The sequence below is a fragment of the Agrobacterium genomosp. 2 str. CFBP 5494 genome (assembly GCF_900013495.1).
Lineage (GTDB): Bacteria > Pseudomonadota > Alphaproteobacteria > Rhizobiales > Rhizobiaceae > Agrobacterium > Agrobacterium pusense.
In genome coordinates this window covers 1,488,747-1,513,605 of sequence record NZ_LT009719.1, presented here as the reverse complement: position 1 = coordinate 1,513,605, position 24,859 = coordinate 1,488,747, and the positions used below count along the sequence as shown (strand labels likewise).

Annotated in this window: 24 protein-coding genes; 16 read left to right on the top strand and 8 right to left on the bottom strand. The window is 60.7% G+C overall.

Annotation, left to right across the window (positions count from 1 at the left end):
• Window positions 1-64 precede the first annotated feature (64 nt).
• Complete coding sequence (locus AGR2A_RS21835; protein WP_006698452.1) at window positions 65-700, top strand: LysE family translocator; 636 nt, start codon at window positions 65-67, stop codon at window positions 698-700.
• 27 nt (window positions 701-727) lie between these two features.
• Here AGR2A_RS21835 and AGR2A_RS21830 read toward each other — a convergent pair whose 3' ends face one another.
• Both AGR2A_RS21830 and AGR2A_RS21825 read right to left on the bottom strand, forming a co-directional pair.
• On the bottom strand, window positions 728-1,456 hold the full coding sequence (locus tag AGR2A_RS21830) for a FadR/GntR family transcriptional regulator (protein WP_004445516.1): 729 nt from the start codon (window positions 1,454-1,456) through the stop codon (window positions 728-730).
• 91 nt (window positions 1,457-1,547) lie between these two features.
• On the bottom strand, window positions 1,548-2,534 hold the full coding sequence (locus tag AGR2A_RS21825; protein WP_004445517.1) for a GlxA family transcriptional regulator: 987 nt from the start codon (window positions 2,532-2,534) through the stop codon (window positions 1,548-1,550).
• Window positions 2,535-2,661: 127 nt separating this feature from the next.
• Here AGR2A_RS21825 and AGR2A_RS21820 point away from each other — a divergent pair, with 127 nt between their 5' ends.
• The 7 genes from AGR2A_RS21820 to AGR2A_RS21790 all read left to right on the top strand — a co-directional run bounded on the left by AGR2A_RS21820 (window position 2,662) and on the right by AGR2A_RS21790 (window position 7,471).
• Entirely contained in the window at window positions 2,662-3,489 is an 828-nt protein-coding gene (locus AGR2A_RS21820; RefSeq protein WP_034497036.1) for an alpha/beta fold hydrolase, read from the top strand.
• A 26-nt stretch (window positions 3,490-3,515) separates the two neighbouring features.
• The gene (locus AGR2A_RS21815) at window positions 3,516-4,307 is read left to right on the top strand and encodes an SDR family NAD(P)-dependent oxidoreductase (RefSeq protein ID WP_006698455.1); all 792 of its coding nucleotides are present in this window, start codon (window positions 3,516-3,518) and stop codon (window positions 4,305-4,307) included.
• 13 nt (window positions 4,308-4,320) lie between these two features.
• On the top strand, window positions 4,321-4,806 hold the full coding sequence (locus tag AGR2A_RS21810; RefSeq protein ID WP_004445520.1) for a hypothetical protein: 486 nt from the start codon (window positions 4,321-4,323) through the stop codon (window positions 4,804-4,806).
• A 181-nt stretch (window positions 4,807-4,987) separates the two neighbouring features.
• Window positions 4,988-6,283 (top strand): bifunctional sulfur transferase/dioxygenase Blh, encoded by a 1,296-nt coding sequence (gene blh, locus AGR2A_RS21805; protein WP_072493152.1) that lies wholly within the window; start codon window positions 4,988-4,990, stop codon window positions 6,281-6,283.
• A 53-nt stretch (window positions 6,284-6,336) separates the two neighbouring features.
• Window positions 6,337-6,633: a sulfite-sensing transcriptional repressor BigR gene (bigR, locus tag AGR2A_RS21800; RefSeq protein ID WP_045531466.1), complete on the top strand. Its 297-nt coding sequence runs from the start codon at window positions 6,337-6,339 to the stop codon at window positions 6,631-6,633.
• Window positions 6,630-7,037 carry a YeeE/YedE family protein gene (locus AGR2A_RS21795; protein ID WP_072493153.1) on the top strand — a complete coding sequence of 136 codons (408 nt, stop codon included), beginning with the start codon at window positions 6,630-6,632 and terminating at the stop codon, window positions 7,035-7,037. The genes bigR and AGR2A_RS21795 overlap by 4 nt, the downstream gene beginning before the upstream one ends.
• The gene (locus AGR2A_RS21790; protein WP_072493154.1) at window positions 7,034-7,471 is read left to right on the top strand and encodes a YeeE/YedE family protein; all 438 of its coding nucleotides are present in this window, start codon (window positions 7,034-7,036) and stop codon (window positions 7,469-7,471) included. Before AGR2A_RS21795 ends, AGR2A_RS21790 begins: the two co-directional genes overlap by 4 nt.
• Before the next feature lie 73 nt (window positions 7,472-7,544).
• On the opposite strand, the gene gpmI is transcribed toward AGR2A_RS21790, so the two are convergent.
• The 5 genes from gpmI to AGR2A_RS21760 form a co-directional block, all read right to left on the bottom strand.
• On the bottom strand, window positions 7,545-9,062 hold the full coding sequence (gene gpmI, locus AGR2A_RS21785) for a 2,3-bisphosphoglycerate-independent phosphoglycerate mutase (protein WP_004445529.1): 1,518 nt from the start codon (window positions 9,060-9,062) through the stop codon (window positions 7,545-7,547).
• Window positions 9,063-9,407: 345 nt separating this feature from the next.
• On the bottom strand, window positions 9,408-10,685 hold the full coding sequence (locus AGR2A_RS21775) for a dihydrolipoamide acetyltransferase family protein (RefSeq protein WP_072493155.1): 1,278 nt from the start codon (window positions 10,683-10,685) through the stop codon (window positions 9,408-9,410).
• 2 nt (window positions 10,686-10,687) lie between these two features.
• On the bottom strand, window positions 10,688-11,701 hold the full coding sequence (locus AGR2A_RS21770) for an alpha-ketoacid dehydrogenase subunit beta (protein ID WP_006698463.1): 1,014 nt from the start codon (window positions 11,699-11,701) through the stop codon (window positions 10,688-10,690).
• Between the two features lie 3 nt (window positions 11,702-11,704).
• Window positions 11,705-12,943 (bottom strand): 3-methyl-2-oxobutanoate dehydrogenase (2-methylpropanoyl-transferring) subunit alpha, encoded by a 1,239-nt coding sequence (locus AGR2A_RS21765; protein ID WP_022562920.1) that lies wholly within the window; start codon window positions 12,941-12,943, stop codon window positions 11,705-11,707.
• A gap of 44 nt (window positions 12,944-12,987) precedes the next feature.
• Entirely contained in the window at window positions 12,988-14,115 is a 1,128-nt protein-coding gene (locus tag AGR2A_RS21760; protein WP_072493156.1) for an acyl-CoA dehydrogenase family protein, read from the bottom strand.
• A gap of 302 nt (window positions 14,116-14,417) precedes the next feature.
• Here AGR2A_RS21760 and AGR2A_RS21755 point away from each other — a divergent pair, with 302 nt between their 5' ends.
• From AGR2A_RS21755 to panB, 8 genes are all read left to right on the top strand, one after another.
• Window positions 14,418-14,891, top strand: coding sequence for an Lrp/AsnC family transcriptional regulator (locus AGR2A_RS21755; RefSeq protein ID WP_004445535.1), 474 nt, complete (start codon window positions 14,418-14,420; stop codon window positions 14,889-14,891).
• Window positions 14,892-14,966: 75 nt separating this feature from the next.
• Complete coding sequence (locus AGR2A_RS21750; RefSeq protein WP_072493157.1) at window positions 14,967-16,139, top strand: isovaleryl-CoA dehydrogenase; 1,173 nt, start codon at window positions 14,967-14,969, stop codon at window positions 16,137-16,139.
• Window positions 16,140-16,146: 7 nt separating this feature from the next.
• Entirely contained in the window at window positions 16,147-17,748 is a 1,602-nt protein-coding gene (locus AGR2A_RS21745) for a carboxyl transferase domain-containing protein (protein WP_072493158.1), read from the top strand.
• Between the two features lie 7 nt (window positions 17,749-17,755).
• Window positions 17,756-19,747: an acetyl/propionyl/methylcrotonyl-CoA carboxylase subunit alpha gene (locus AGR2A_RS21740; protein WP_072493159.1), complete on the top strand. Its 1,992-nt coding sequence runs from the start codon at window positions 17,756-17,758 to the stop codon at window positions 19,745-19,747.
• Between the two features lies 1 nt (window position 19,748).
• On the top strand, window positions 19,749-20,675 hold the full coding sequence (locus AGR2A_RS21735) for a hydroxymethylglutaryl-CoA lyase (RefSeq protein ID WP_072493160.1): 927 nt from the start codon (window positions 19,749-19,751) through the stop codon (window positions 20,673-20,675).
• Window positions 20,665-21,441 (top strand): enoyl-CoA hydratase-related protein, encoded by a 777-nt coding sequence (locus AGR2A_RS21730; protein ID WP_072493161.1) that lies wholly within the window; start codon window positions 20,665-20,667, stop codon window positions 21,439-21,441. Before AGR2A_RS21735 ends, AGR2A_RS21730 begins: the two co-directional genes overlap by 11 nt.
• A gap of 138 nt (window positions 21,442-21,579) precedes the next feature.
• Window positions 21,580-22,458 (top strand): pantoate--beta-alanine ligase, encoded by an 879-nt coding sequence (gene panC / locus AGR2A_RS21725; RefSeq protein WP_006698469.1) that lies wholly within the window; start codon window positions 21,580-21,582, stop codon window positions 22,456-22,458.
• Window positions 22,455-23,297, top strand: a complete 843-nt coding sequence (panB, locus tag AGR2A_RS21720) for a 3-methyl-2-oxobutanoate hydroxymethyltransferase (protein ID WP_072493162.1) — start codon at window positions 22,455-22,457, stop codon at window positions 23,295-23,297. Before panC ends, panB begins: the two co-directional genes overlap by 4 nt.
• 192 nt (window positions 23,298-23,489) lie before the next feature.
• On the opposite strand, the gene rhaI is transcribed toward panB, so the two are convergent.
• Window positions 23,490-24,782: an L-rhamnose catabolism isomerase gene (rhaI, locus tag AGR2A_RS21715; protein ID WP_072493163.1), complete on the bottom strand. Its 1,293-nt coding sequence runs from the start codon at window positions 24,780-24,782 to the stop codon at window positions 23,490-23,492.
• Between the last annotated feature and the right edge of the window lie 77 nt (window positions 24,783-24,859).

Below are 24,859 nucleotides of genomic sequence, written 5' to 3'. Positions count from 1 at the left end.
AAGGCTGACATGGAAATTCGTGGCGATTTGACCGCTCGTGTCTGCTGCCTCGGGGGAGGAAAATATGATCGACCTGACGCTCCTGGCCTTTGCCATGGTCGCCTTTATCGGCATTGCAACACCCGGCCCCACTGTCTTGCTGGCGCTTGCCAATGGTTCGAAATTCGGCGTGCGTCGCGCGATGATCGGCATGGCTGGTGCCGTCCTTTCGGATTTCGTGCTGATCGGCGCGGTTGCACTGGGACTCGGGGCTCTTATGGCCGCCTCGGAGTTCTGGTTCGGTGTCGTCAAATGGGCGGGGGTCTGCTACCTTGTTTACCTCGGCATCATGCTTCTGCGTTCAAGAGGGACGCTTGACGGCGCTCTCGGCTCTGCAGAGGCAAACAGGGCCGCATCGGCGCGTTCGATCTTCCTGAAGAGCTTTCTCGTCGCCGTGACCAATCCCAAGGGATACCTGTTTTTTTCGGCCTTCCTGCCGCAATTCATCGATGTCGCCGCGCCGCAGACTCAGCAATATACCGTACTTGCGCTGATCTTCGCCGGCATCGATTTCATCGTGATGTTCGCATACGCCCTGTTCGGCGCGCAGGCGGTCAGGATATTGCGCAAGTCCGGAGCATTATGGCTCGACCGCATCTGCGGCGGCGCGCTGTTGACGCTTGCTGCTTCCCTGGCGTTTTACCGACGGGCCAACGCATAATTCATTGCCATATCAGCTATTTCCGCCTTACTCAGCCACGGTGCGGGACCGCAGGAGCACCTTGTAACGCTCGAGACTGCCGCGCAGATGCGACGCCATATATTGGCGCGCGGCATCGGCGTCTCCCTCGATAATGGCATCGACGATCTTGCCGTGCTCCTCTTGCAGGTGGAGGTTGTAATCCTTGGGGCGCGACCCCGGCGCGGCACCCTGCAATTCGCCGCGGGGAATGATACCGGACCGAATGAGTTGGAGAAACTCCGGAAACCGCCTGTTCTGCGTGGCCTGCGCGATGGCGAGATGGAATTCGAAATCGGCGTCCCGCGTTGGTAGCCCGGCGGCGAGACAGTCACCGACACGCCGATGCGCATCCACGATCGATTCCACCTGCACGGCGGAACGGCGCGAGGCCGCCAGCCCGGCGGATTCCACTTCGAACACGGTCCGCAGTTCCAGGAGTTCGATGACCGAGGAAATGCGACCCACGGCGAGATCGTTAAAAGGCAGTTCCTTTGCCGGCTTGGCTTCGACAGCAAAGACCCCTGCGCCCTTGCGTGCTTCAACGAGGCCATCGGCACGAAGAATGGCGATGGCCTCGCGCACAACCGTTCGGCTGACGGAATATTCCCGCGTCAATTCGCTTTCGCTCGGAAGCCGGTCACCCGGGCGGAACACCCCCTCCGCCAGATCCCGTCGCAAGGCCGAACTGATTTTCGCCGCAAGCGATACTTGCTTGGTGCTGCTCTCGACGTCCATTCCGGCCCACCTGTTTTAAACTTGTCTGGCATGTTAGCAAACACCGGCCACATTGCAAGTGCCGGGTACCACCACCCCCATCGGATCAACCTCAGGCAGCAACCATGGCCGAACCGCTGGAAAAGCGGCTTCTATACTCTCCCGGTGAGAGGCCGAGAATGCGGTGAAACACCCGGCGAAAGGCGGCAGCATCCTCATAACCCACCGACCAAGCGATCTGATCGACCGAACGGCGGGTGAATTCCAGCAATTCACGCGCCTTGCCGACCCGCAGGTGCTGGACATATTCGATGGGCTTCATGCCGGTCGCCACCTTGAAGCGGCGCAGAAAGGTTCGCTCCTCCAGCCCGGCATGGCCGGCCATGTCGGTAACGCTTGTCGCCCGCCCGGCACGGGCCTGCAACCAGTGCTGCACCTTCAGGATCGGCTCATCGCCATGCGTCAGCCTTGGGGCGAAACTACTATAATGACGCTGTTCCCGTCCTGACGGGTCGATCAGCAGAAACTTGCCGGTCTCGATCATCACGGAAGGGCCGAGCAGCCGGTCGACGATGCGCAGGCCAAGATCGGTCCACGCCATCAACCCGCCGGCTGTGATGATATCGCCGTCCTCGATGACGATCTTGTCTATCTCCAGCCGGACATCGGGAAATCGGTCCCGAAAACGCTCCGCAAACAACCAGTGGGTCGTCGCCGGGCGGCCAGCCAGAAGCCCGGTGGCCGCGAGCATGAACGACCCGCCGCAACTGGCAGCCAGCGTCGCGCCCTGGGCGTGCCGGTTCAGCAGCCAGCGGGCGTAAGGCTCGGCTTCCTCGATTTCAGCCGGCCCGGTCAACCGGCCGGGCACAACGAAGATATCGGGATGCCCCGGCCCGCCGGGTTCCGTGTCATAGGAGCGGGAAAACTCACCGCCTTCGCCCATGCTCCAATGGCTGACCCGCAATTTAGGCCCGCCGCGATCCTGTGAAAATACCGACGCGATGGCGAAAAGATCGGTGATGCCATGCACCATGGCGATCTGGCAGTCCCGATAGAGGACCAGCCCCACTTCCAGCGCGCTTCCCGTTACACCCGCCATGCCCAACCCCCGTTTTGTCAGTTTCGGCTCGCTTTCTGTCAGAAGCGCCAATCCAGCCCCGGCTGCGTCAAGAGTATCTCTATTCCCACGGGACGCAAGCAAGCTCCCTGCAACAGGAGAGAAAGCCATGACAACGATCACCACCAGAGACGGAACGCACATCTTCTACAAGGACTGGGGCCCGAAAGACGGCCAGCCCATCATCTTCTCCCACGGCTGGCCGCTCAGCGCCGACGCCTGGGACGCGCAGATGGTGTTCTTCGCCAATAACGGTTTCCGCACCATCGCCCATGACCGCCGCAGCCACGGCCGCTCCGATCAGGTTTGGCATGACAACACCATGGATCAATATGCCGACGATCTGGCCGAGTTAATCGAACAACTCGATCTTCACGACATCATTCTGGTTGGCCATTCCACCGGTGGCGGCGAGGTGACACGTTACATCGGCCGCCACGGCACCGCCCGCGTTGCCAAGATCGCTCTCATCGGCGCGGTGCCGCCGCTGATGCTGAAGACGGAAAGCAACGCCATCGGTCTGCCAATCGATGTTTTCGACGGCATCCGTAAGGGCACCTATGACAATCGCAGCCAGTTCTTCAAGGATCTGACCATTCCCTTCTACGGCTACAACCGCGAAGGCGCCGTCATATCCGAAGGTATCCGTGATGAGTTCTGGCGGCAGGGCATGATGGGCGGCCTGAAAGGTCAGCTCGACAGTATCCGCGCCTTTTCGGAAAGCGATTTCCATCAGGACCTGAAAGCTTTCGACAAGCCGACGCTGGTTCTGCACGGCGATGACGACCAGATCGTGCCGGTCGGCGCTTCCGCGCTTTCCACGGTCAAGATCGTCAAACATGCGGTGCTCAAAATCTATCAGGGAGCCGATCATGGCCTGACACAGACCCATCAGGACCGGTTCAACGCCGACCTGCTCGCCTTCATCAACGGCTGAAACCACCGGATACAGGAGACACGGACATGACACAGAATACATTTCTCATCACCGGCGCATCCGACGGCATCGGCGCGGTTTATGCCGAACGTCTGGCAAAACGCGGCCACGATCTCATCCTGGTGGCGCGACGCGCCGAGAAGCTGAAGGCATTGGCCGCGCAGCTGGAAAAGGATCATCACATCGCCGTCGAGGTTCTCTCCGCCGATCTTTCCAGGGCGGAAGATCTCGAAAAGGTCGAGGCGCGGCTGCGTGAGGACCGGCGGATTGCCGGCCTCGTCAACAATGCCGGTATCGCTGGTGAAGGCGCGATCACGGCGCTGGACCCAGCCTATGTGACGACGATGATCAACCTCAACATTCTCGCCGTCACGCGGCTTGCGGCGGCCATCGCGCCGCGCCTTGCCGCCGACGGAAAGGGTACGATCATCAACATCACATCAGTTACAGCACTGATGCCGGCAGCATTCACCGCCGTCTACCCGGCCACCAAGGCTTTCGTGCTCGCTTTTACCGAGGCGCTGCAGGCACAGCTTTCACCCTCTGGCGTGCGGGTTCAGGCCGTTCTTCCAGGTATCACCCGCACGGCCATCTGGGAGGAAGAACGGCTCGATGCCATTCCGGCCGCGATGGTCATGGATGTGCATGACATGGTGGATGCTGCCCTTGCCGGTCTCGACCTTGGCGAAGCGCTGACCATTCCCTCCCTGCCGGACACTGCCGATCTTGAAAATTTCCTTGCCGCGCGTGCAGCCCTGCGGCCCAATCTCTCCCATGCACTTGCCGCCAGCCGGTATCGTGCAGCCAAACCCGAATAGAGGGATACGTATCATGATCCTTGGACTCACCATTCCCCAATTCACTGCACTGCATGTGGGCTTGAGCTTCATCGGCATTGCTACCGGACTGATCGCCCTGCCCGCTTATGCGGCAGGGCGATGGATGCCCCGCATGATGGCGCTATTCCTCGTCACCACGCTTGCCACCACGCTCACCGGCTTCCTGTTCCCAATCGGAAATTTCACGCCGGCACTCGGTGTCGGCGTCATATCGACCCTCGTTCTGGCAATCGCACTGGTCGCGCTTTACGGATACGGTCTGAATGGCAGGGCGCGCATCATTTATACGATCACCGCCACGATGAGCCTCTATCTCAACATGTTCGTCCTGATCGTGCAGGCCTTTCTCAAGGTCGAAACGCTCAACAAGCTGGCGCCGAACGGCAATGAACCACCCTTCCTGATCGCCCAGACGGTCCTGCTTGTAGGAGCCATCTGTCTCGGCTGGAAGGCGACGCGCCGCAGGCTTGCCGTCTGAGGCCAGTGTGAATCCTAATCGATGCCGCAAACATGCCTTGCGCCCTGCCACCCGGGCGCAGGGGATGTTCCGCTAACACGCCACAAGCCGCAGACAGCTGCGAAGGTACATCGCACTCTTGCCAGCGATCAATATACATTATACAATAATATATATTGAGTTGTTGCCACAGGAGATGTCGATGAAAGTCGTTAAGATCAACGAGCGCTTGACCGTTGCGGGGCAGCCGATGACCGCCGATTTCCAATCGCTCTCCGCGCAGGGTTATAAAAGCGTCATCAATGCCCGGCCGGATGGCGAAGAGCCGAGCCAACCGGGCAATGAGCAGGAAAGAAGCGCCGCCGGGGCGGCAGGCATGGACTATGGCTTCATCCCGGTCAGCGGCCCTGCCATCACTGAGGCCGATATCCGCGCCTTTCAACAGAAAATGGCGGAAGCGGCAGGCCCCGTTTTTGCCCATTGCAAGGGTGGCACCCGTGCGCTCACGCTTCATGTGCTTGGGGAAGCGCTCGACGGACGCATGGAACGTGGCGACATCGAGGCTCTTGGCAAGGCGCATGGCTTTGATCTTTCCGGCGCCACCCGCTGGCTGGAGCGACGCGCGGCAGCGGTTCCGCACGTCAAGGCATTCTTTGATCCGCGCACCTGGAGCGTGCAATATGTCGTTTCCGATCCAGTGACCAAACGCTGCGCCATTATCGATCCGGTCTATGATTTCGATGAGAAATCCGGCGCAACCGGAACGATGAATGCCGACGCCATTCTGAACCATGTGGAAAGCGAAGGCCTGTCGGTGGAATGGATTCTCGATACCCATCCGCATGCCGACCATTTCTCCGCCGCCCATTACCTGAAGCAGAAGACCGGTGCGCAGACAGCGATCGGCGCGAAGATCACCGGCGTACAGCGGCTCTGGCAGGAAAAATACAATTGGCCTGACTTTGAAACCGATGGTTCGCAGTGGGACAGGCTGTTCGAGGCGGGCGACAGGTTCAATATCGGTTCGCTTGAAGCGCGCGTGCTGTTTTCGCCCGGCCATACGCTCGCCTCCGTAACCTATGTGGTGGGAGATGCCGCCTTCGTGCACGATACACTTTTCATGCCGGATTCAGGCACAGCGCGGGCTGATTTTCCCGGTGGCAGCGCCAGAGAACTCTGGGCGTCCATTCAGGACATTCTCGCCCTTCCGGACGAAACACGGCTGTTCACCGGCCATGATTATCAGCCCGGCGGCCGCGCGCCGAAATGGGAAAGTACGGTGGGCGAACAGAAACGCAGCAATCCACATCTGGTCGGCATGACCGAGGAAAGCTTCATCGACCTCAGGGAAACGCGGGATCGGACCTTGCCGATGCCAAAGCTCATCCTCCATGCCCTGCAGGTCAATATTCGCGGCGGACGCCTGCCGGAGCCGGAGGCAAATGGCAGGCGTTACCTGAAATTCCCTCTTGATGTGCTGGAGGACAGCACGTGGTAAAGGGAAAGACGCCCGGAAAGCCCCTTCATACTCCAGACATTCCCCTTCCCGCCATGGAGGAACGGGCCGTGGAAGTCGCGCTGCTTTTGAAGACCCTTGCCCACCCTGCGCGGCTGATGCTGGCCTGCACGCTGGCGCAGGGAGAATTCTCCGTGGGAGAGCTGGAAGCCAGGCTGGATATTCGCCAGCCTACACTCTCCCAGCAGCTGGGCGTCCTGCGGGAAGCCGGTGTGGTTGAAACCCGGCGTGACGCCAAGCAAATTTTCTACCAGCTGAGCGAAGCGAAAGCGGCGCAGCTGATCGAGGCGCTTTACACCATATTCTGCGCGCCGGAGGAGGAGACGGCGTGAGCCCCTACTGGTCTTCTCTTTTCGGCGGCATGTTGCTCGGCCTCGCCTGCGTTCTCCTGCTTGTCTTTAACGGCCGCATTGCCGGTATCAGCGGGATTATCGGCAGAACTCTTGGCAGGGAGCGGCGTCTTGCCGATCTCGCTTTCATCGCCGGCTTGCTGGCGGGACCTTATATCCATGCCGCAGCATTCGGCCGGCTACCCGCAATCACCGTCGCTGCCCCTTGGCCCCTCATCCTGATTGCCGGTCTGCTGGTGGGTTTTGGCACACGCATGGGCTCCGGCTGCACCTCCGGCCATGGCATCATGGGGCTGGCGCGGTTTTCCCGGCGCTCGATCGCCGCAACCGCCACCTTCCTGATCACCGGCATCTTTACTGCGACGATAGCGGGAGCCCTGTCATGAAAAATCCGGCCGTAGCGCGTATTGCACTTGCATTGCTTGCAGGAGCGTTGTTCGGATTCGGCCTTTCGCTGTCGGGCATGGTCGATCCGGCGCGTGTTTCCGGCTTTCTCGACATCGCAAGCGGCCATTGGGACCCGAGCCTGATGTTCGTTCTTGGCGGTGCCGTTATGGTCGCGGCGCCGGGCGTGCTGCTCAGCAGACGTCTCGCCAAGCCCGTTCTCGCCGACGATTTCCGCCTTCCAGCAAAGAGCCGCATCGACGGGCCGCTGATAACCGGCTCGGCAATTTTCGGCATCGGTTGGGGGCTTGCCGGTTTCTGCCCCGGCCCGGCACTCTCCGCTGTCGGCCTTGGGCTGATGCCAGTCGTTCTTTTCGTCTGCGCCATGATTGCCGGCATGCTGGCGCACGACCGCCTCTACGCGAAGCAGTCATAGCTTAAAACGCTCGTTCGGAACCTGAAACAGACGGTCGCGCGGGGGTGAAATGCTGCCGCGCGACGACGCTTGATTAAAGGTCGATCAGGCTCTTGCCCGTCATTTCCGGCGGCAAGGGCACATTCATCAGCTGCAGCAGGGTGGGCGCGACATCGGCGAGAATACCGTCATGCAGCTTCGCACCTTCAGGGCCACCGAAAAGGATCACCGGAACCGGATTTGTGGTGTGCGCCGTATGCGGGCCGCCGGTCACCGGGTCGACCATGGTTTCGCAATTGCCGTGGTCGGCAATCACAAGCATTGCGCCTCCCACTTTTTCGAGTGCGGCAACCACCGCACCGAGGCCACGATCCACGGCTTCACAGGCCTTGATTGCGGCCTGCAGATCACCGGTATGGCCGACCATATCAGGGTTGGCGTAATTGGTGACGATGAGATCGTAACCCTTGCCGATCGCCTCGACAAATTTTTCCGTTACCTCGGGCGCGCTCATTTCCGGCTGCAGGTCGTAGGTCGCGACCTTCGGGGATTTCGGCATGAAGCGGTCTTCACCGACTTCCGGCTCTTCCTTGCCGCCGTTCAGGAAGAACGTCACATGCGGATATTTTTCCGTCTCGGCGAGCCGGAACTGCGTAAGGCCCTGCTTCGCCACCCAGGCGCCAAGCGTGTTGACGATATCGCGCTTCGGGTAAGCCGTGGTCATGAAATCATTGTGCCGGGTAGAATATTCCACCATGCCAAGCAGCGCCGAGAGCACTGGCTTTTCGCGCGCAAAACCGTCGAAATCATCGGCACCGATGGCAAGCAGGATTTCACGCGCGCGGTCAGCACGGAAGTTCAGGCAGAACAGGCCATCGCCGGCCTTGAAGCCTTCATAACCGTCGATCACGGTCGGCAGGATGAACTCGTCCGTGACTTTATTCGCGTAGCTCTGTGCAACGGCGCTCACCGCATCCCGGGCGTGCTCGCCTTTGGCCAGAACCATCGCGTCATAGGCCTTTTCGACACGCTCCCAGCGGTTGTCGCGGTCCATCGCATAATAACGGCCGATCACGGTGCCGATGCTGGCGCCTTCCGGCAGGCTTGCCACAAGCGCAGCCACAAAATCTTCAGCGGATTGCGGCGCGACGTCACGACCATCGGTGATGGCATGCACCACGACCTTCAGGCCGTGGCTGACCATCAGCTTCACCGCCGCCTGGCCGTGGAGGATATGGCCATGAACGCCGCCATCGGAAACGACGCACATCAGATGCGCCACACCGCCTGCGGCCTTCACCTTGGCGGCGAAATCAAGCATCGCCGCATTGCGGAAAAAGCTGCCATCCTCGATTGCAAGATCGATCTGGCCGAGATCCATGGCGACGATGCGGCCCGCACCGATATTGGTATGACCGACTTCGGAATTGCCCATTTGTCCGGTAGGCAGCCCCACCTTAGGACCAAACGTGGTGAGCCTCGCATTCGGGCAGGTGGCGAAAAGCCGGTCCATGGTGGGCGTGTTCGCCAGAACAGGCGCGTTGCTGGATGTATCCTCACTCAGCCCCCAGCCATCGAGAATAGTCAGGACAACGGGCTTGGGAGTTTGCATGGGAGGACCTTTTTCGTTCTGTTGCCGGCGGAGAGCGGACCGCCGGGCACCGGAGCGCCCTCGTCCGCGACTGTGATCGTGATGAGAAAACATGCTTCTCGTTCTTCTCTTCTATACCCGAAGATGACGAACGCAAGCCTATACCGATAGCGAAACAGTTCCGTGAAGGCTGAAAACGCGGGCTAAGAAATGCGGTCATGACACGCATACGCCCTCATCCCTGTGCTCGTCACAGGAATCCAGCCGAGGCGCGTCTGCGCGACGGGACGAGTTCCTTTCAGCCCAAAGACTTGGGCTGGCTGGGTCCCTGTGACGAGCACAGGGAGGAGGGAGCACGGATCGCCTTCAATCGATGAAAATAAGCGCCGGCTTTTCCAGAAGCGCCTTGACGGCCTGTATGAAGACTGCCGCATCCCAGCCGTCCACGACACGATGATCGAAGCTCGAAGACAGGTTCATCATCCTGCGCGGCACAAAGCGAATTCCGTCCCAGACCGGCCGCGTCACGATCTTGTTGACGCCGATGATCGCCACTTCGGGGTAATTGATGATGGGCGTCGAAACGACACCACCCAACGCCCCAAGCGAGCTGATGGTGATGGTGGAGCCCATCAGTTCTTCCCGATGCGCCGTCCCGGTGCGAGCGGCCTCGGCAACGCGTGCGACCTCGTCTGCGCACTCCCAAAGGCCGAGCGCTTCCGCGTGGCGCACAACCGGAACGGTGAGGCCTGACGGTGTCTGCGTGGCAATGCCGATATGAACCGCCTCGTAGTGGCTGACGACACCTTTTTCATCGTCGAAAATCGCATTCATACCAGGATGATCGGCAACGGCTTTGACAAGCGCGCGCATCAAAAATGGCAGGACCGTCAGTTTCGGCTGCCCGGAACGGCGGTTGCCGTTCATCGTAGCGCGCAGATCTTCCAGATCGGTCACGTCGACTTCTTCGACATAGGTGATGTGGGGAATGCGGGAGGCGGAAAGCGCCATCTTCTCGGCAATCTTGCGCCTGAGCCCGGTCACCTTCACCTCTTCGACAGCGCTGTCGTGGGTTGCCATCGGTTCAGTGCGCTCCGGCCGCCCCCGCACGGTTAAGAACGCGTCGAGATCGGCATGGGTAATATGCCCGTCGGGACCCGTTCCCTTGACCTGTGCAAGATCGATATCGAGATCGTCAGCACGCTGGCGAACGGCCGGAGATGCCAGCGGCTTATGGTGCAGTTCGGCGGCAGGCGCCGTGTTGGCTTCCCCGGCTTCGCGCGGCACCGGCTGGGTTTCAACGGGTGGCGGCGTGTCCGTCATGTCGGCGGGCGCTTCCTCTTCCGTCATGCGGGTCGGCGCCTCCCCTTCCGGCGCGCTACCATTGGCAGCGACGGCAGCGACATCGGTTTCGATGCGCAGGAGCGGTGCTTTCACCGGCACCGTATTTCCCACCGTTACCGCGAGCCAGGTGACGACGCCCGCCACCGGCGAAGGGATTTCCACCGTCGCCTTGTCGGTCATCACCGCGGCCAGCACCATGTCCTCGTGCACAAGATCGCCCGGTTTGACGTTCCATTCCACGAGTTCGGCTTCCGCCACACCTTCACCGACATCGGGCATGGTTAGAATAAATTCTGCCATGATCAGGCCTCCATGACTTCGACAAGGGCGCGCCCGACGCGGGCTGGCCCCGGAAAATAGTCCCACTCCTGCGCATGGGGATAAGGCGTATCCCAACCTGCAACGCGCACGACGGGAGCCTCAAGGTGATAAAAACAATGTTCCTGCACCAGCGACACGACTTCTGCCCCGAAGCCGGAGGTCAACGTCGCCTCATGCACCATGACGCAGCGGCCGGTCTTGGAAACCGACTTCACGACGGTATCGAGGTCGAGCGGCAGCAGGCTGCGCAGATCGATGATCTCGGCGTCCACCCCCGTCTCTTCCGCCGCTGCCAGCGCCACATGCACCATGGTGCCATAAGCGATGACCGTGACATCGGTTCCAGGGCGGCGGATTTCGGCCTTGCCGATGGGAATGGTGTAGTGCCCTTCCGGCACCTCCCCCTTCTCGTGTTTGGACCATGGCGTTACGGGCCGGTCATGGTGACCGTCAAAGGGGCCGTTATAAAGCCGCTTCGGCTCCAGAAACATTACGGGGTCGGGATCTTCGATGGACGCTATCAGTAGCCCCTTGGCGTCGTAAGGATTGGAGGGAACCACCACTTTCAGCCCGCAAACATGGGTGAAAAGCGCCTCCGGGCTCTGGCTATGCGTCTGGCCTCCGAAAATGCCGCCGCCGGTCGGCATGCGAAGAACGATCGGGCAGGTAAAATCCCCGTTTGAGCGATAACGGATACGCGCTGCCTCCTGGGTGATCTGGTCATAGGCGGGATACATGTAATCGGCGAACTGGATTTCGACACAGGGCCGCAATCCATAAGCGGCCATGCCGATGGCGGTGCCGACAATGCCGGATTCGCTGATAGGCGCATCGAAACAGCGGGTTTTACCGTATTTCTGCTGCAGCCCCTGTGTGGCGCGGAAAACGCCGCCGAAATAACCCACATCCTCACCAAAAACCACGACATCGTCGCTGCGTTCCATGGATACATCCATGGCGCTGCGGACGGCTTCAATCATCGTCATTCTTGCCATGTCTTACCATCCTGCCTTCTGGCGCTGGCGGACGAGATGCGCCGGCATCTCGGCGTAAACACCTTCGAAAATATCCTTCTTCGGCGGTTTTTTGCCCTCGTGCAGCGTGCCGTGGCTTTCCGCCTCGCGCTGGGCTTCCAGCACCTCATCGGCGATCTCCGCTTCCGCCTGCCGGTGCCGCTCTTCCGACCAGACGCCACGCAGGATGAGGTGTTTCTTCAACCTTAGGACAGGGTCGCCCAGAGGCCATGCTTCGGACTCGGTCTTCGGGCGGTAGGCGCTCGGATCGTCAGAGGTGGAATGCGCGCCGACACGATAGGTGACGTATTCGATGAGCGTCGGGCCGAGATTGCGGCGCGCCCGCTCCACGGCCCAACGGGCCACGGCATAAACGGCCAGATAATCATTACCGTCGACCCGAAGTGCGGGAATACCGAAACCCAGCCCGCGTGCCGCGAAGGTCCCGGAGCCCCCGCGTGCAATGCCCTGAAAGGTGGAAATGGCCCATTGGTTGTTGACGATGTTGAGAACGACCGGCGCCTTGTAGGTCGATGCAAAAACCATCGCCGAATGAAAGTCCGACTCCGCCGTCGAGCCATCGCCAATCCAGGCGGCGGCAATCTTTGTATCACCCTTGATGGCCGACGCCATCGCCCATCCCACCGCCTGCACATATTGCGTGGCGAGATTGCCGGATACGGTGAAGAAACCGTGTTCTTTGGAAGAGTAGAGGACCGGCAGTTGCCGCCCGTGCAGCGGGTCGAGTTCGTTGGAATAGATCTGGTTCATCATGGTGACGAGCGGATAGTCGTCGGCGATCAGCAGACCTGCCTGCCGATAGGTCGGGAAGTTCATGTCGCCCTTGGAAAGCGCCTTGCGGAAGGCGCAACTCACTGCCTCCTCCCCGAGATGCTGCATATAAAAAGAGGTCTTGCCCTGCCGCTGCGCCATCAGCATACGCGCATCGAAAGCCCGAAGCCTCATCATGTTCTTCAGACCCGTCAGCAGGTCGTCATCCGAAAGCAGCCCGGCCCAAGGTCCGACGGCCTCACCCTGATGATTAAGGACGCGAATGATCGAATAGGCGAGATCACGCATGCTCTCCGGCGCGGCATCCACTTCCGGGCGAGGCACGGAACCGGCCTTGGGTATCTTTACATTGGAGAAATCCGGCTGATCGCCGGGCCGCACGGCGGGTTCCGGAACATGCAGGCTGAGATGTGGCGTTTCTGATATGTCCATTCTACTCCTCCCGTCGCGGTCTCCTCCAGACCGTGAAACAACTCTCAAAGGTTTCTTGCGATCACCATCCGCTGGACATCGCTTGTCCCCTCGTAAATCTGGCAGATGCGCACATCGCGATAGATCCGCTCCACCGGATAATCCGCCATGTAGCCGTACCCGCCGTGGATCTGGATGGCGTCCGAACAAACGCGTTCGGCCATTTCCGACGCGAAGAGCTTGGCCATCGAGGCTTCCGAAAGACAGGGTTCACCCGCTTCCTTCAGCGCCGCCGCGTGCAGCACCAGTTGCCGCGCCGCCTGAATGCGTGTCGCCATATCCGCGAGACGAAACGCCACCGCCTGATGTTCGATGATCGCCTGCCCGAAGGCCTTGCGCTCGCGGGCGTAATCCCGCGCCGCCTCAAACGCCGCCTGCGCCATGCCCACCGCCTGAGCCGCGATGCCGATGCGGCCGCCTTCCAGATTGGCAAGCGCAATACGGTAACCCTGACCTTCCTCACCGAGCCGTAAATCGGCAGGAATGGCCATGTCGTTGAAAGCGATCTGGCAGGTATCGGACGAGTGAAGGCCGAGCTTTTCTTCGACCCGGATAACCTCATAGCCCGGCGTGTCGGTGGGCACGATGAATGCGCTGATACCCTTCTTGCCTGCCGCTGCATCCGTAACGGCAAAAACAATGACGACATCGCCATTCTTACCCGAGGTGATGAACTGCTTCGCGCCATCAAGAATATAGTGATCGCCATCGCGACGCGCCCTGGTCTTGAGATTTGAGGCATCGGAGCCAGCCTGTGGTTCGGTCAGCGCAAAGCCGCCGATCCATTCGCCGGAGGCAAGCTTCGGCAGAAAACGCTGCTTCTGGTCCTCGGTCCCGAATTTTAGGATCGGCACGCAGCCGACCGAATTATGGACGCTCATGATGGTGGAACAGGCACCGTCCCCCGCAGCGATTTCTTCCAGCGCCAGCGCATAAGCGACAGCACCGGTTTCCGCCCCGCCATACTCTTCGGACACCAGCATGCCGAGGAAGCCGAGCTCGCCCATCGCTTTCAATTCTTCCTTGGGGAAACGGCTTTCCCGGTCACGCGACGAGGCGCCAGGGGCAAGCCTTTCCCGCGCGAAGTCGCGGGCCATCTCTCTGATCTGCTGCTGGGATTCAGTGAGCATCATCGCCGCCTCCCGCCAAAAAGCAGAAGCGTATCAGGCGCGTCGCCAGCTGGAATTGGTCGCGAGGGCTGCCCTTGAAAGCACGGGCGGCCCCATCCATCACGACAGGGTCATGCACAGCCAAATTCACCTCCCTTGGCCAGCCCTGACGTGAGGAACCGGCCCGCCGCAAATCTCCTCCAGACCGCGACTGACGTGAACGCTATCACTATCTCGAATTCATTTCAAAGCTATTTTGATTGACAGTTTTTTGATTGGCGATATCTTTGATCCAACAAATAGTCATATCATAGAGCAAATGATCCATGATTGAGCTCGACAGTTTCGACCAGAAGATTCTGCATGTTCTCGGCGATGACGGGCGGGTCAGCTGGCGGGATCTTGCGGCTCGGATAGGCCTTTCTTTCACACCCACGTTGCGCCGCGTGCGCAAGCTGGAAGAGGAAGGCATCATTCGCGGCTATACCGCCGTGTTTGACGAGAACCGGCTGCTCGGCAATATGGGTGTCTTCATCTCCGTCACGCTGGAGCGGCAGATTAAGGAAGCGCTGACGACATTCGAACATCATGTGGCCTCCATTCCCGAGGTGGTGGGTGGTTACCAGACGAGCGGCAGTTCCGATTATCTGATCCACGCCATGGTGCGGGATCTGCCGCATTACCAGCAGCTGCTGGATTTCCTGACCACCGTTCCCGGCGTGTCGCGCATCCAGTCCAACTTTGCCATCAAGACATTCGTGCGCCGTTCCGCCGCCTTCACCGGGGGTGACACGCCGTAAATAAGGGCTGCCGGCGCGGAGGAGGTGCCGGCTGCTGACAAAAGGGACGGCCTGCCGTCCGGAGGAGGAGACGCGATGAGTTTGAACCTCGCCGCCATTTTCGATGCCGATCTCGGCCCGGAAATCGCAGCATTACGCGACAGCGCAAGTGCATTTGCCGATGATAAAATCGCCCCGCTGGCGGCCGAGATCGACAGGGACGACCGCTTCCCGCGTCAGCTCTGGCCTGAAATGGGCGAGCTCGGCCTGCACGGCATTACTGTTTCGGAAGAATTCGGCGGTGCCGACATGGGCTATCTCGCCCATTGCGTGGCGATGGAGGAAATAAGCCGGGCTTCCGCTTCCATTGGCCTTTCCTACGGCGCCCATTCCAACCTCTGCATCAACCAGATCCATCGCTGGGGCACGCAAGAGCAGAAGCACAGATATCTGCCGAAACTCGTCTCTGGCGAGCATGTCGGTTCGCTTGCCATGAGCGAGACGGAGGCCGGTTCGGATGTCGTCTCGATGCGGCTGAAGGCGAAACGCAGGGGCGACCGCTATGTGCTCAACGGCGCGAAAATGTGGATCACCAACGGCCACGAGGCCGATACGCTGGTCGTTTACGCCAAGACCGACATGTCCGCCGGCCCCCGCGGCATCACCGCCTTCCTCATTGAAAAAGGCTTCAAAGGGTTTCGTCCGGCCCAGAAACTCGACAAGCTCGGCATGCGCGGCTCACCCACATCAGAATTGGTGTTCGAGGATTGCGAGGTGCCGGAAGAGAACATTCTCGGCCGCCTCAATGACGGCGTGACGGTGCTGATGAGCGGGCTGGATTACGAGCGCGCCGTGCTGGCCGCCGGCCCCGTAGGTATCATGCAGGCGGCAATCGACCTTGTGCTGCCTTATGCCCGCGAGCGCAAGCAATTCGGCAAACCGATCGGTGAATTCCAGCTCGTGCAGGGTAAGCTCGCGGATATCTATTCGGCGATGAACGCATCGCGCGCTTATGTCTATTCCGTGGCCCGGGCCTGCGACAATGGCCGCATCACGAAGCAGGATGCGGCAGGGGCTATCCTCTTCGCCGCCGAGCGGGCGACGCAGGTGGCGCTGGATGCAATCCAGCTTCTCGGCGGCTCCGGTTACGTGAATGAAAGTCCGGCCGGGCGGCTGCTACGCGATGCCAAGCTTTACGAAATCGGCGCAGGCACCAGCGAAATTCGCCGGATGCTGATCGGCCGCGAACTGGTCAAGGGCAACGGGTGAGGACGCGATGAAGCTAACATCCAGCCTGAACCGCGACCCCGCCTTCGCTGCCAATGTCGAGTTCATGTCGGGTCTGGTGGATGACCTGCGCCGACAGGTCGAAAAAATCTCCAGAGGCGGCGGTGACAAGGCCCGAGAACGGCATCTTTCCCGCGGCAAATTGCTGGCGCGCGACCGGATCGAGACACTTCTCGATCCCGGCAGTCCATTCCTCGAATTCTCGCAATTTGCAGCTTACGAGGTTTATGACGAACCTGTTCCGGCCGCCGGCATTGTCACCGGCATCGGCAGGGTCTCGGGCCGAGAATGTGTAATCGTCGCCAATGATGCGACGGTGAAGGGCGGCACCTATTATCCGCTGACGGTGAAGAAACATCTGCGCGCGCAGGAGATTGCCGCCGAGAACCGCCTGCCCTGTATTTACCTCGTGGATTCCGGCGGCGCGAACCTGCCCAATCAGGACGAAGTGTTTCCCGACCGCGATCATTTCGGCCGCATCTTCTACAATCAGGCCAATATGTCGGCGAAAGGCATCGCCCAGATCGCCGTGGTGATGGGCAGCTGCACGGCGGGCGGGGCCTATGTACCTGCGATGAGCGACCAGTCCGTGATCGTCAAAAACCAGGGCACGATCTTCCTTGGCGGCCCGCCGCTGGTGAAGGCGGCAACAGGTGAGGTGGTGAGTGCGGAAGAGCTGGGCGGTGCGGATGTGCACTCCCGGCAATCCGGCGTCACCGATCATTTTGCCCATGACGACCGCCACGCGCTCGCGCTGACCCGGCGGATTGTCTCAACCCTCAACCGCCGCAAGCAGGTGGAGCTGGATATCCGTGAACCGGCAGAACCGCTTTACCCGCCCGAAGAGCTTTACGGCATCGTTCCCGCCGATACGCGCAAACCCTTCGAGGTACGTGAGATCATCGCCCGTCTGGTGGATGGTTCTGAATTTGATGAGTTCAAGGCGCTTTATGGCACGACGCTGGTCTGTGGTTTCGCCCATATCCATGGCTATCCCGTTGGCATCATCGCCAATAACGGCATCCTGTTTTCGGAATCGGCGCTCAAGGGCGCGCATTTTATCGAGCTCTGCTGCCAGCGCGGCATTCCCCTGGTTTTCCTGCAGAACATCACCGGCTTCATGGTCGGCAAGGCCTATGAGGCTGGCGGCATTGCCAAGGATGGCGCCAAGCTCGTCACCGCCGTCGCCTCCGCCAAGGTGCCGAAATTCACCGTCATCATCGGCGGATCCTTTGGGGCCGGTAATTATGGCATGTGCGGCCGGGCCTATTCGCCCCGCTTCCTCTGGATGTGGCCGAATGCCCGCATTTCGGTGATGGGCGGCGAGCAGGCGGCCTCCGTTCTGGCACAGATTCGCCGCGACGGTATCGAAGCTGATGGCCGGCACTGGTCGAAGGAAGGCGAAGAAGCGTTCAAGCAGCCGATCCGCGAAAAATACGAGCGGGAGGGCCATCCCTATTATGCCAGCGCGCGGCTTTGGGACGACGGTATCATCGACCCAAAGGATACCCGCCTCGTCCTCGGCCTCGGTCTGTCCGCCGCGCTCAACGCACCCATTGAACCCACCCGTTTCGGCATATTCAGGATGTGAGGCGACGATGTTTTCGAAAATACTCATCGCCAACAGGGGCGAGATCGCCTGCCGCATCATCCATACCGCCCGCAAAATGGGCATTCGTACCGTCGCCGTTTATTCCGATGCCGATCGTGACGCCATGCATGTGGCGCTTGCCGACGAAGCGATCGCCATCGGCGCTGCACCCGCGCGTGCCTCCTATCTCGATGGCGAAAAGATCATCGCCGCAGCGAAGACAAGCGGCGCAGAAGCCATTCATCCGGGTTACGGTTTCCTTTCGGAAAATGCCGGTTGCGCCGAAGCCTGTGCCGCCGCCGGGCTGGTGTTCATCGGCCCACCGGCCGCGGCGATCCGCGCCATGGGCGGCAAAAGCGAAGCAAAGGCACTGATGGCCAAGGCTGGCGTGCCCGTGGTTCCCGGTTATCACGGTAAGGACCAGGCGGAGGAACGGCTGGGGAATGAGGCGGAAGCCATAGGCTATCCCGTCCTGCTCAAGGCTTCGGCCGGCGGCGGCGGCAAGGGCATGCGCATCGTCAGGCAAAAGCGTGAATTTGCGGCGGAACTTGCCGGGGCAAAACGCGAGGCGTCGGCCGCCTTCGGTGATGACCGCATGCTGATCGAAAAATATCTCGAACGGCCGCGCCATGTGGAGGTGCAGATCTTTGCCGATAGCCACGGCAATTGTTTTTCCCTTTTCGAACGTGACTGCTCGATCCAGCGCAGGCATCAGAAGGTTTTGGAAGAAGCCCCTGCCCCCGGCCTGCCGGATGCGCTCAGGCAACGTATGTATGAAGCGGCAACAGCCGCCGCCCGCGCGATCGACTATCGCGGTGCGGGAACCGTGGAATTCCTGCTCGATCCTTCCGGCGCATTCTATTTCATGGAAATGAATACGAGGCTTCAGGTCGAACATCCCGTGACCGAGTATATTACCGGTCTCGATCTGGTCGAATGGCAGATCCGTGTTGCGGATGGTGAAACGTTACCGCAGGACTGGGCCGATCTCAGCATACATGGTCATGCCATCGAGGCCCGTATCTATGCCGAAGACCCGGCGCATGATTTCCTGCCGTCGGTCGGCACCATCAGCCATCTCGTTTTCCCCGATCAGGGCCCTCACGTCAGGATCGACAGCGGCATCCGCGCCGGCGACGCCATCACCGTGCATTACGATCCGATGATCGCCAAGCTTATCGTCTGGGATCGGGACCGAGCCTCAGCCGTGCGGCGTCTGACGCTGGCGCTGGAAAAGCTGGCGATCTGCGGCGTTACCAGCAACGCCGCGTTTCTGACACGGCTTGCCCGATTGGAAGCTTTCGCCTCAGCCGACCTCGATACGGGTTTCATCACCCGCAACGAGGCTTCGCTCTTTGCTCCAGCCGCGAGTGATGGAAGTGTCATCGCCCTCGCCGCGCTTGGCCTGCTGCTCTCCCGCCGCCCAAACGGAATGTCGCAATCAGAGGCGGATCCCCATAGCCCGTGGAACACGAAGGTCGCATTCCGCCTCAACGCACCGGCGCGGGAAACGCTGAATTTCATGTTTGATAACCAGCCGTTAAGCGTCGGCGTCACGCATGAGGGTGATGAATTCACGCTCGCGATCGAGGGGCGGACGATCCGGGCCTACGGCAGCCTTTCCGGTGACGGCCAGCTCCTTGCAACCTTGGACGGCCGGAAAAGTCAGGGCTATTTCTTCGCAGAGACCGGCACCTATGCGCTTTTCCTGCATGGCGAGCCTTACCGCATCAGCCAGCCAGATCCGATCGAAATCGCGGATTCTTCCGTTCACGCCGCTGGCCTGGAAGCTCCCATGCCGGGCGTGATCCGCGCGGTGCTCAGCCGGAACGGTGCTGTCGTGGAGGCCGGCGACGCGCTTGTGGTTATGGAAGCGATGAAGATGGAGCATACTATCCGTGCACCGGCGAAGGGCATCGTCAACGCCATCAATTGCAATGAAGGCGATATGGTCGCGGCCGGCGCGGTGCTGGTGAATTTCGAGCCGGAAGGAGCATGAGATGAGCTTGCCCCGAACCGTCAGGATCGTTGAGGTTGGCGCACGTGACGGCTTGCAGAACGAGACCACCGAGGTTCCGACCGCGACAAAAATCGAGCTGATCGAGCGGCTGGCTGCAGCAGGACTGAGAACGGTGGAAGCGGGCGCTTTTGTCTCACCCAAAAAAGTGCCGCAGATGGCGGGGTCGAAAGAGGTGTTTAGAGGCCTCGAAAGGCGAGCGGGAACGGCCTATCCGGCGCTTGTTCCCAACATGAGCGGTTTCGAAGCTGCCATTGAAGCCGGTGTCACGGAAATCGCGGTTTTCGTGTCCGCCTCCGAAGGTTTCAGCCAGCACAACATCGGCTGTTCGCGCGCCGAAAGCCTAGACCGTCTGCGCGATGTCGCGGATGCCGCTGCCGTGCGAAATATCCGCATGCGCGGTTACCTTTCCTGCATTGCCGGCTGCCCCTATGACGGAGCAGTTGCGCCCGATGAAGTGGCGGCGATGGCCGATGCCCTTGTTGCGCTCGGCTGCCATGAAATCTCGCTGGGTGATACGATCGGCATCGGCACGGCGGGCCAGATCCGCAACATCATCGAGCGGGTCTCGGCACATGTCGCGCTTGAAAAACTCGCCATGCATTTCCACGATACCTACGGACAGGGCGTCGCCAACGTGCTGGCTTCGCTTCAACAGGGCATAACCACGTTCGACAGTTCCGTCGCCGGGCTGGGCGGTTGCCCCTTCGCGCCGGGCGCGAGCGGCAACGTCGCCACCGAAGACGTCATTTATCTGCTGGCGGGACTTGGCATAGAAACCGGCGTCGACCTGATGGCCGTGGCGACAACCGGTGACTGGATAAGCAGGCATCTGGGCAGGTCCAATGCAGCGCGTGCCGGCAAGGCACTTCTCGCCGCGAAACAGAAGGGTAAAGCCCATGGCAAATGAGGTGTTGAGCGAGAAACGCAAGGATGTTCTGTGGCTGACGCTCAACCGACCGGCGGTGCATAATGCCCTGAATGCCGCGATGACCGATGCGCTCACCCATGCGATCCGCGCAGCCTCCGGCGACCATGGCCTGCGCGCCGTTGTGATAACGGCAGCGGGAGAACGCAGTTTCTGTTCGGGTGCAGATCTGAAGGAAAGTGCGGGCGGCATGTTCCTGTCCCGGGACGGCACGAACCCTATAGCCGACGTCATGCGCGCCATAGAAGGCTGCGACAGGCCCGTCATCGCCCGCATCAATGGCCGGGTTCTGGCGGGCGGGCTTGGCCTGGTTGCCGCCTGCGATCTCGTCTATGCAGCCGATCATGCCGAATTCGGCCTGCCGGAGGTGAAGGTCGGTCTTTTCCCCGCCATGGTCGCAGCGAAACTTCTGGCAAAAATTCCATTGGGCGGGCTTCAGGAAATGGCTTATCTCGGCCACACGGTCAGCGCCAGTGAGGCGACACGTCTCGGGCTCATAAACCGCGCCGTTCCCCTCGCCAGCCTCGACGGCCTGATCGAAGAGGTTCTTGCAACGCTGCGGCACAATGCACCGGGTGCCATCGCGGCCGGAAAGGCGGCGCTGCTCGCCATGCGCGACATGCCATCGGCGGAGCGGCTCGTCTTCGCCGAACGCATCATCGCCGTCGTCAGCGGCAGTGATGAGGCGCGGGAGGGACGTCTGGCCTTTGCGGAAAAACGTCCCCCGCGCTGGACCGGCAAGCCCTGAGGCCAGACAGGCAGGGTGTGTCGATCGCCAACTCCGTTAATCGATATAATGGGTTTGACCGCGTTGACCCCGTTTCACAAATCGCGTTCTATCCAGCACCTTTCGCCGGAGGGTGATCGGGAAGCCGGAGGAGACCCTATGCGCCTTGTAAAAACTGTCGCCGAATTACGCGATGCGATCGCCGTCTTTCGCCGCGCCGGCAAAACCGTCGGCTTCGTACCGACGATGGGTTTCCTCCATATCGGTCATCTCACGCTGGTTTCCAGGGCGAAGGCGGAAAACGACGTGACGGTGGTTTCCATCTTTGTCAATCCGCTGCAATTCGGCGCCAATGAGGATCTGGCCCGCTATCCGCGCGACCTCGCCCGCGACAGCGCGCTTCTGGAGGAAGCTGGCGTCGACATTCTTTTCGCGCCCGAAGTCTCGGAGATGTATCCGCGTCCAATGGCAACCGTCGTTGACGTGCCGGAACTCGGCAGCCAGCTGGAAGGCGCGGTTCGGCCGGGGCATTTCGCCGGTGTCGCAACCGTGGTGACGAAGCTTTTTAATCTTGTTCAGCCAGATTCGGCCTATTTCGGTGAGAAGGACTATCAGCAGGTAACGTTGATCCGCCGCATGGTCGAGGACCTCGCCCAGCCGGTCAGGGTCGTTCCCGTCACAACCGTGCGAGAGCCGGATGGGCTCGCCTGCTCCTCACGCAACGTCTATCTGAGCGCCCAGGAACGTGCCGCCGCCGTGATCGTTCCGCGGGCGCTGAACGAGGCGGAACGGCTTTATGACCTGGGATTGGATGACCCCGCCGCGTTCGAAGCGGCTCTCGAAACATTTATCGCCGCCGAGCCTTTGGCATGTCCCGACGTCGTTGCGGTACGCGATCCCGATACGCTGGCACCCGTTGCTTCCGTGCAGGCAGGGCCAATATTGGTGGCGCTGTTCGTGCGCCTCGGCAGCACAAGGCTTCTCGACAACCGCGTCATCGGCCGCGAGAGAACAGAGAAAAGGGAGGCCGCCCAATGAGCGCCCATGGAAAACAAAAACGGCTGACGACGGCCTCCATCCGGCAGATGAAGGGCGAGGCGCGCATCGTTTGCCTGACCGCCTATACCACACCGATCGCCCGCCTGCTTGACCCGCATTGCGACCTGCTGCTGGTCGGCGATTCCCTCGGCATGGTGCTCTACGGCATGGATACCACAGTCGGCGTGACGCTGGACATGATGATCGCCCATGGCCGCGCCGTCATGCGCGGCGTCGAACATGCCTGCGTCATCGTTGATCTGCCCTTCGGAACCTATCAGGAATCCAGGGAACAGGCCTTCCGCAACGCGGCGCAGCTGATGCAGGAAACCGGCTGCGACGGCGTGAAGCTGGAGGGAGGCGAGGAAATGGCAGAAACCATCGCCTTCCTGGTAGCCCGCGGCATTCCCGTCTTCGGCCATGTCGGTCTGATGCCGCAGCTTGTTCACACGGCCGGCGGCTTCCGCTCGCTGGGGCATTCTGATGCGGAAACGCAAAAGATCTGGCGTGACGCGATTGCGGTGGATCAGGCGGGCGCCTTCGCCATCGTCGTGGAAGGCACAGTCGAGCCGCTGGCCCGCGAGCTGACGGAAAAACTTGCCGCGCCCACCGTCGGTATCGGCGCATCGCCAGCCTGTGACGGGCAGGTGCTGGTTTCCGACGACATGCTCGGCCTCTTCACCGACTTCAAACCGAAATTCGTCAAGCGTTTCGCCGATCTGGGCCCGACGATCTCCGAAGCGGCGGCGGCCTATGCCGATGAGGTTCGCGCAGGGGCGTTTCCCGGGCCCGAACATACGTTTCAGGTGCGCCGACAATCGCCTTCTGGGACGTCGTGAAGGCGCAGCGGGCGGGCGCGCTTCGTGACCAACACCTTCACCTTCGTCATGCTCGGGCCTCTCCCGAGCATCTATTACCGATCGATTTTATGCGAAGCAGGCAGATCCTCGGCGCAATGCCGGGGATGACGTCGAGATAGAGGCAAGGTGTGTAGTCAGCCTCGGCTCCCCCCTGTTCCAACGACACCGAATTTACACAATCCCGCCGCTGCCGCCAACCGAAGCCGGGCGCTTCGCCGCAACCTGCTTGCGATAGCCGCTTGCCCGATAGGCCGCAATCGGATCAATCGCGCCGCCTGCCAGTTGCCGCGCCTGAGCGAGAATCGGTTCGACATCGGTGCGGTAGGCCCGCTTCAGCACATCTGAAGCCATCAATGCATCATTGTCCTGCTGGTAGCCGTCAAGAGCCACACGATCCACCAGCAGCGCCTGCGCATAGGCGCGACGGATTTCGTTGGCGCTGGAGATCAGGCTTTCGATCGGGTCCGTCACATTATGCGACTGATCGATCATGTGGGCGGGATGGAAACCCTTCACCCCGCGATGTTCGGCGTCGACAAGTTCGTTGAAAACCAGGAACAGGCGGTAAGGGTCGATTGAGCCGGCATCCAGATCGTCATCGCCATATTTGCTGTCGTTGAAGTGGAAACCGCCGAGCTTGCCGAACTGTATCAGCCGGGCGACGATCATTTCGATATTGGTGTTGGGCGCATGGTGACCAAGATCAACGAGGCAGAAGGCCTTGTCGCCGAGCGCGTTGGCGATAAGATAATTGGTGCCCCAATCCTGCACGACGGTGGAATAAAAGGCAGGCTCATACATCTTGTGTTCGGAAAAGATGCGCCAGTCATCCGGCAGCGCCTTGTAGATGTCGGCCATTGCGGCGAGATAACGCTCGAAACTTCTGGTGAAATTGCTCTGTCCGGGGAAGTTGGAGCCATCACCCACCCAGACCGTCAGGGCCTTGGAGCCGATGGCCCTACCGATTTCGATACATTCGAGATTGTGTTCCACCGCCTGCCGGCGTGTGGCGGCTTCGGTGTGGCTGAGCGAGCCGTATTTGTAGGAATGGCTCTGGCCCGGAGCATCCGAAAACGTGTTGGAGTTCATGGCGTCGAAGCCGAGACCCAGCGCATCCGCATGGGCTTTCAGGCGTTTCGGGTCTTCCTTGTCCCACGGAATATGAAGTGAAACATTGGGCGTCGCCCGCGTCAGCTGGTTGATGACGGCGCAGTCATCGAGCTTGTCGAAAATGCCGCGCGGTTCGCCCGCGCCGGGAAAACGGGCAAAACGGGTTCCGCCGGTGCCGACGCCCCAGGAGGGCACGGCAACGAAAAATTCGGCGACCCTGGTTGTGACGGCCTCGATATCGATATTGCGGCGCGCGAGCTGGTTGCCAAGCGCCTGATAATCGTCCTTCAAAGCAGCAGCGCGCTTTTCGTTTTCAGCCGCGATCACATCGGCGGCGATTGTCGTCTCGGTCATCTCTTCCTCCCCGGAATCGGTCCAGTGCATGCTAGTTCATCGCCCCAGCTCCGTTATTCCGGCTCAAGGCCGGAGTG

Coding starts and splice junctions, on each gene's coding strand:
- AGR2A_RS21790 (WP_072493154.1), top strand. CDS start 7,034: ATGAAAAATCCGGCCGTAGCGCGTATTGCACTTGCATTGCTTGCAGGA.
- AGR2A_RS21820 (WP_034497036.1), top strand. CDS start 2,662: ATGACAACGATCACCACCAGAGACGGAACGCACATCTTCTACAAGGAC.
- AGR2A_RS21815 (WP_006698455.1), top strand. CDS start 3,516: ATGACACAGAATACATTTCTCATCACCGGCGCATCCGACGGCATCGGC.
- AGR2A_RS21755 (WP_004445535.1), top strand. CDS start 14,418: ATGATTGAGCTCGACAGTTTCGACCAGAAGATTCTGCATGTTCTCGGC.
- blh (WP_072493152.1), top strand. CDS start 4,988: ATGAAAGTCGTTAAGATCAACGAGCGCTTGACCGTTGCGGGGCAGCCG.
- gpmI (WP_004445529.1), bottom strand. CDS start 9,062: ATGCAAACTCCCAAGCCCGTTGTCCTGACTATTCTCGATGGCTGGGGG.
- AGR2A_RS21760 (WP_072493156.1), bottom strand. CDS start 14,115: ATGATGCTCACTGAATCCCAGCAGCAGATCAGAGAGATGGCCCGCGAC.
- rhaI (WP_072493163.1), bottom strand. CDS start 24,782: ATGACCGAGACGACAATCGCCGCCGATGTGATCGCGGCTGAAAACGAA.
- AGR2A_RS21745 (WP_072493158.1), top strand. CDS start 16,147: ATGAAGCTAACATCCAGCCTGAACCGCGACCCCGCCTTCGCTGCCAAT.
- AGR2A_RS21825 (WP_004445517.1), bottom strand. CDS start 2,534: ATGGCGGGTGTAACGGGAAGCGCGCTGGAAGTGGGGCTGGTCCTCTAT.
- AGR2A_RS21810 (WP_004445520.1), top strand. CDS start 4,321: ATGATCCTTGGACTCACCATTCCCCAATTCACTGCACTGCATGTGGGC.
- AGR2A_RS21775 (WP_072493155.1), bottom strand. CDS start 10,685: ATGGCAGAATTTATTCTAACCATGCCCGATGTCGGTGAAGGTGTGGCG.
- AGR2A_RS21835 (WP_006698452.1), top strand. CDS start 65: ATGATCGACCTGACGCTCCTGGCCTTTGCCATGGTCGCCTTTATCGGC.
- AGR2A_RS21740 (WP_072493159.1), top strand. CDS start 17,756: ATGTTTTCGAAAATACTCATCGCCAACAGGGGCGAGATCGCCTGCCGC.
- AGR2A_RS21830 (WP_004445516.1), bottom strand. CDS start 1,456: ATGGACGTCGAGAGCAGCACCAAGCAAGTATCGCTTGCGGCGAAAATC.
- bigR (WP_045531466.1), top strand. CDS start 6,337: ATGGAGGAACGGGCCGTGGAAGTCGCGCTGCTTTTGAAGACCCTTGCC.
- AGR2A_RS21770 (WP_006698463.1), bottom strand. CDS start 11,701: ATGGCAAGAATGACGATGATTGAAGCCGTCCGCAGCGCCATGGATGTA.
- AGR2A_RS21765 (WP_022562920.1), bottom strand. CDS start 12,943: ATGGACATATCAGAAACGCCACATCTCAGCCTGCATGTTCCGGAACCC.
- AGR2A_RS21730 (WP_072493161.1), top strand. CDS start 20,665: ATGGCAAATGAGGTGTTGAGCGAGAAACGCAAGGATGTTCTGTGGCTG.
- panC (WP_006698469.1), top strand. CDS start 21,580: ATGCGCCTTGTAAAAACTGTCGCCGAATTACGCGATGCGATCGCCGTC.
- panB (WP_072493162.1), top strand. CDS start 22,455: ATGAGCGCCCATGGAAAACAAAAACGGCTGACGACGGCCTCCATCCGG.
- AGR2A_RS21750 (WP_072493157.1), top strand. CDS start 14,967: ATGAGTTTGAACCTCGCCGCCATTTTCGATGCCGATCTCGGCCCGGAA.
- AGR2A_RS21735 (WP_072493160.1), top strand. CDS start 19,749: ATGAGCTTGCCCCGAACCGTCAGGATCGTTGAGGTTGGCGCACGTGAC.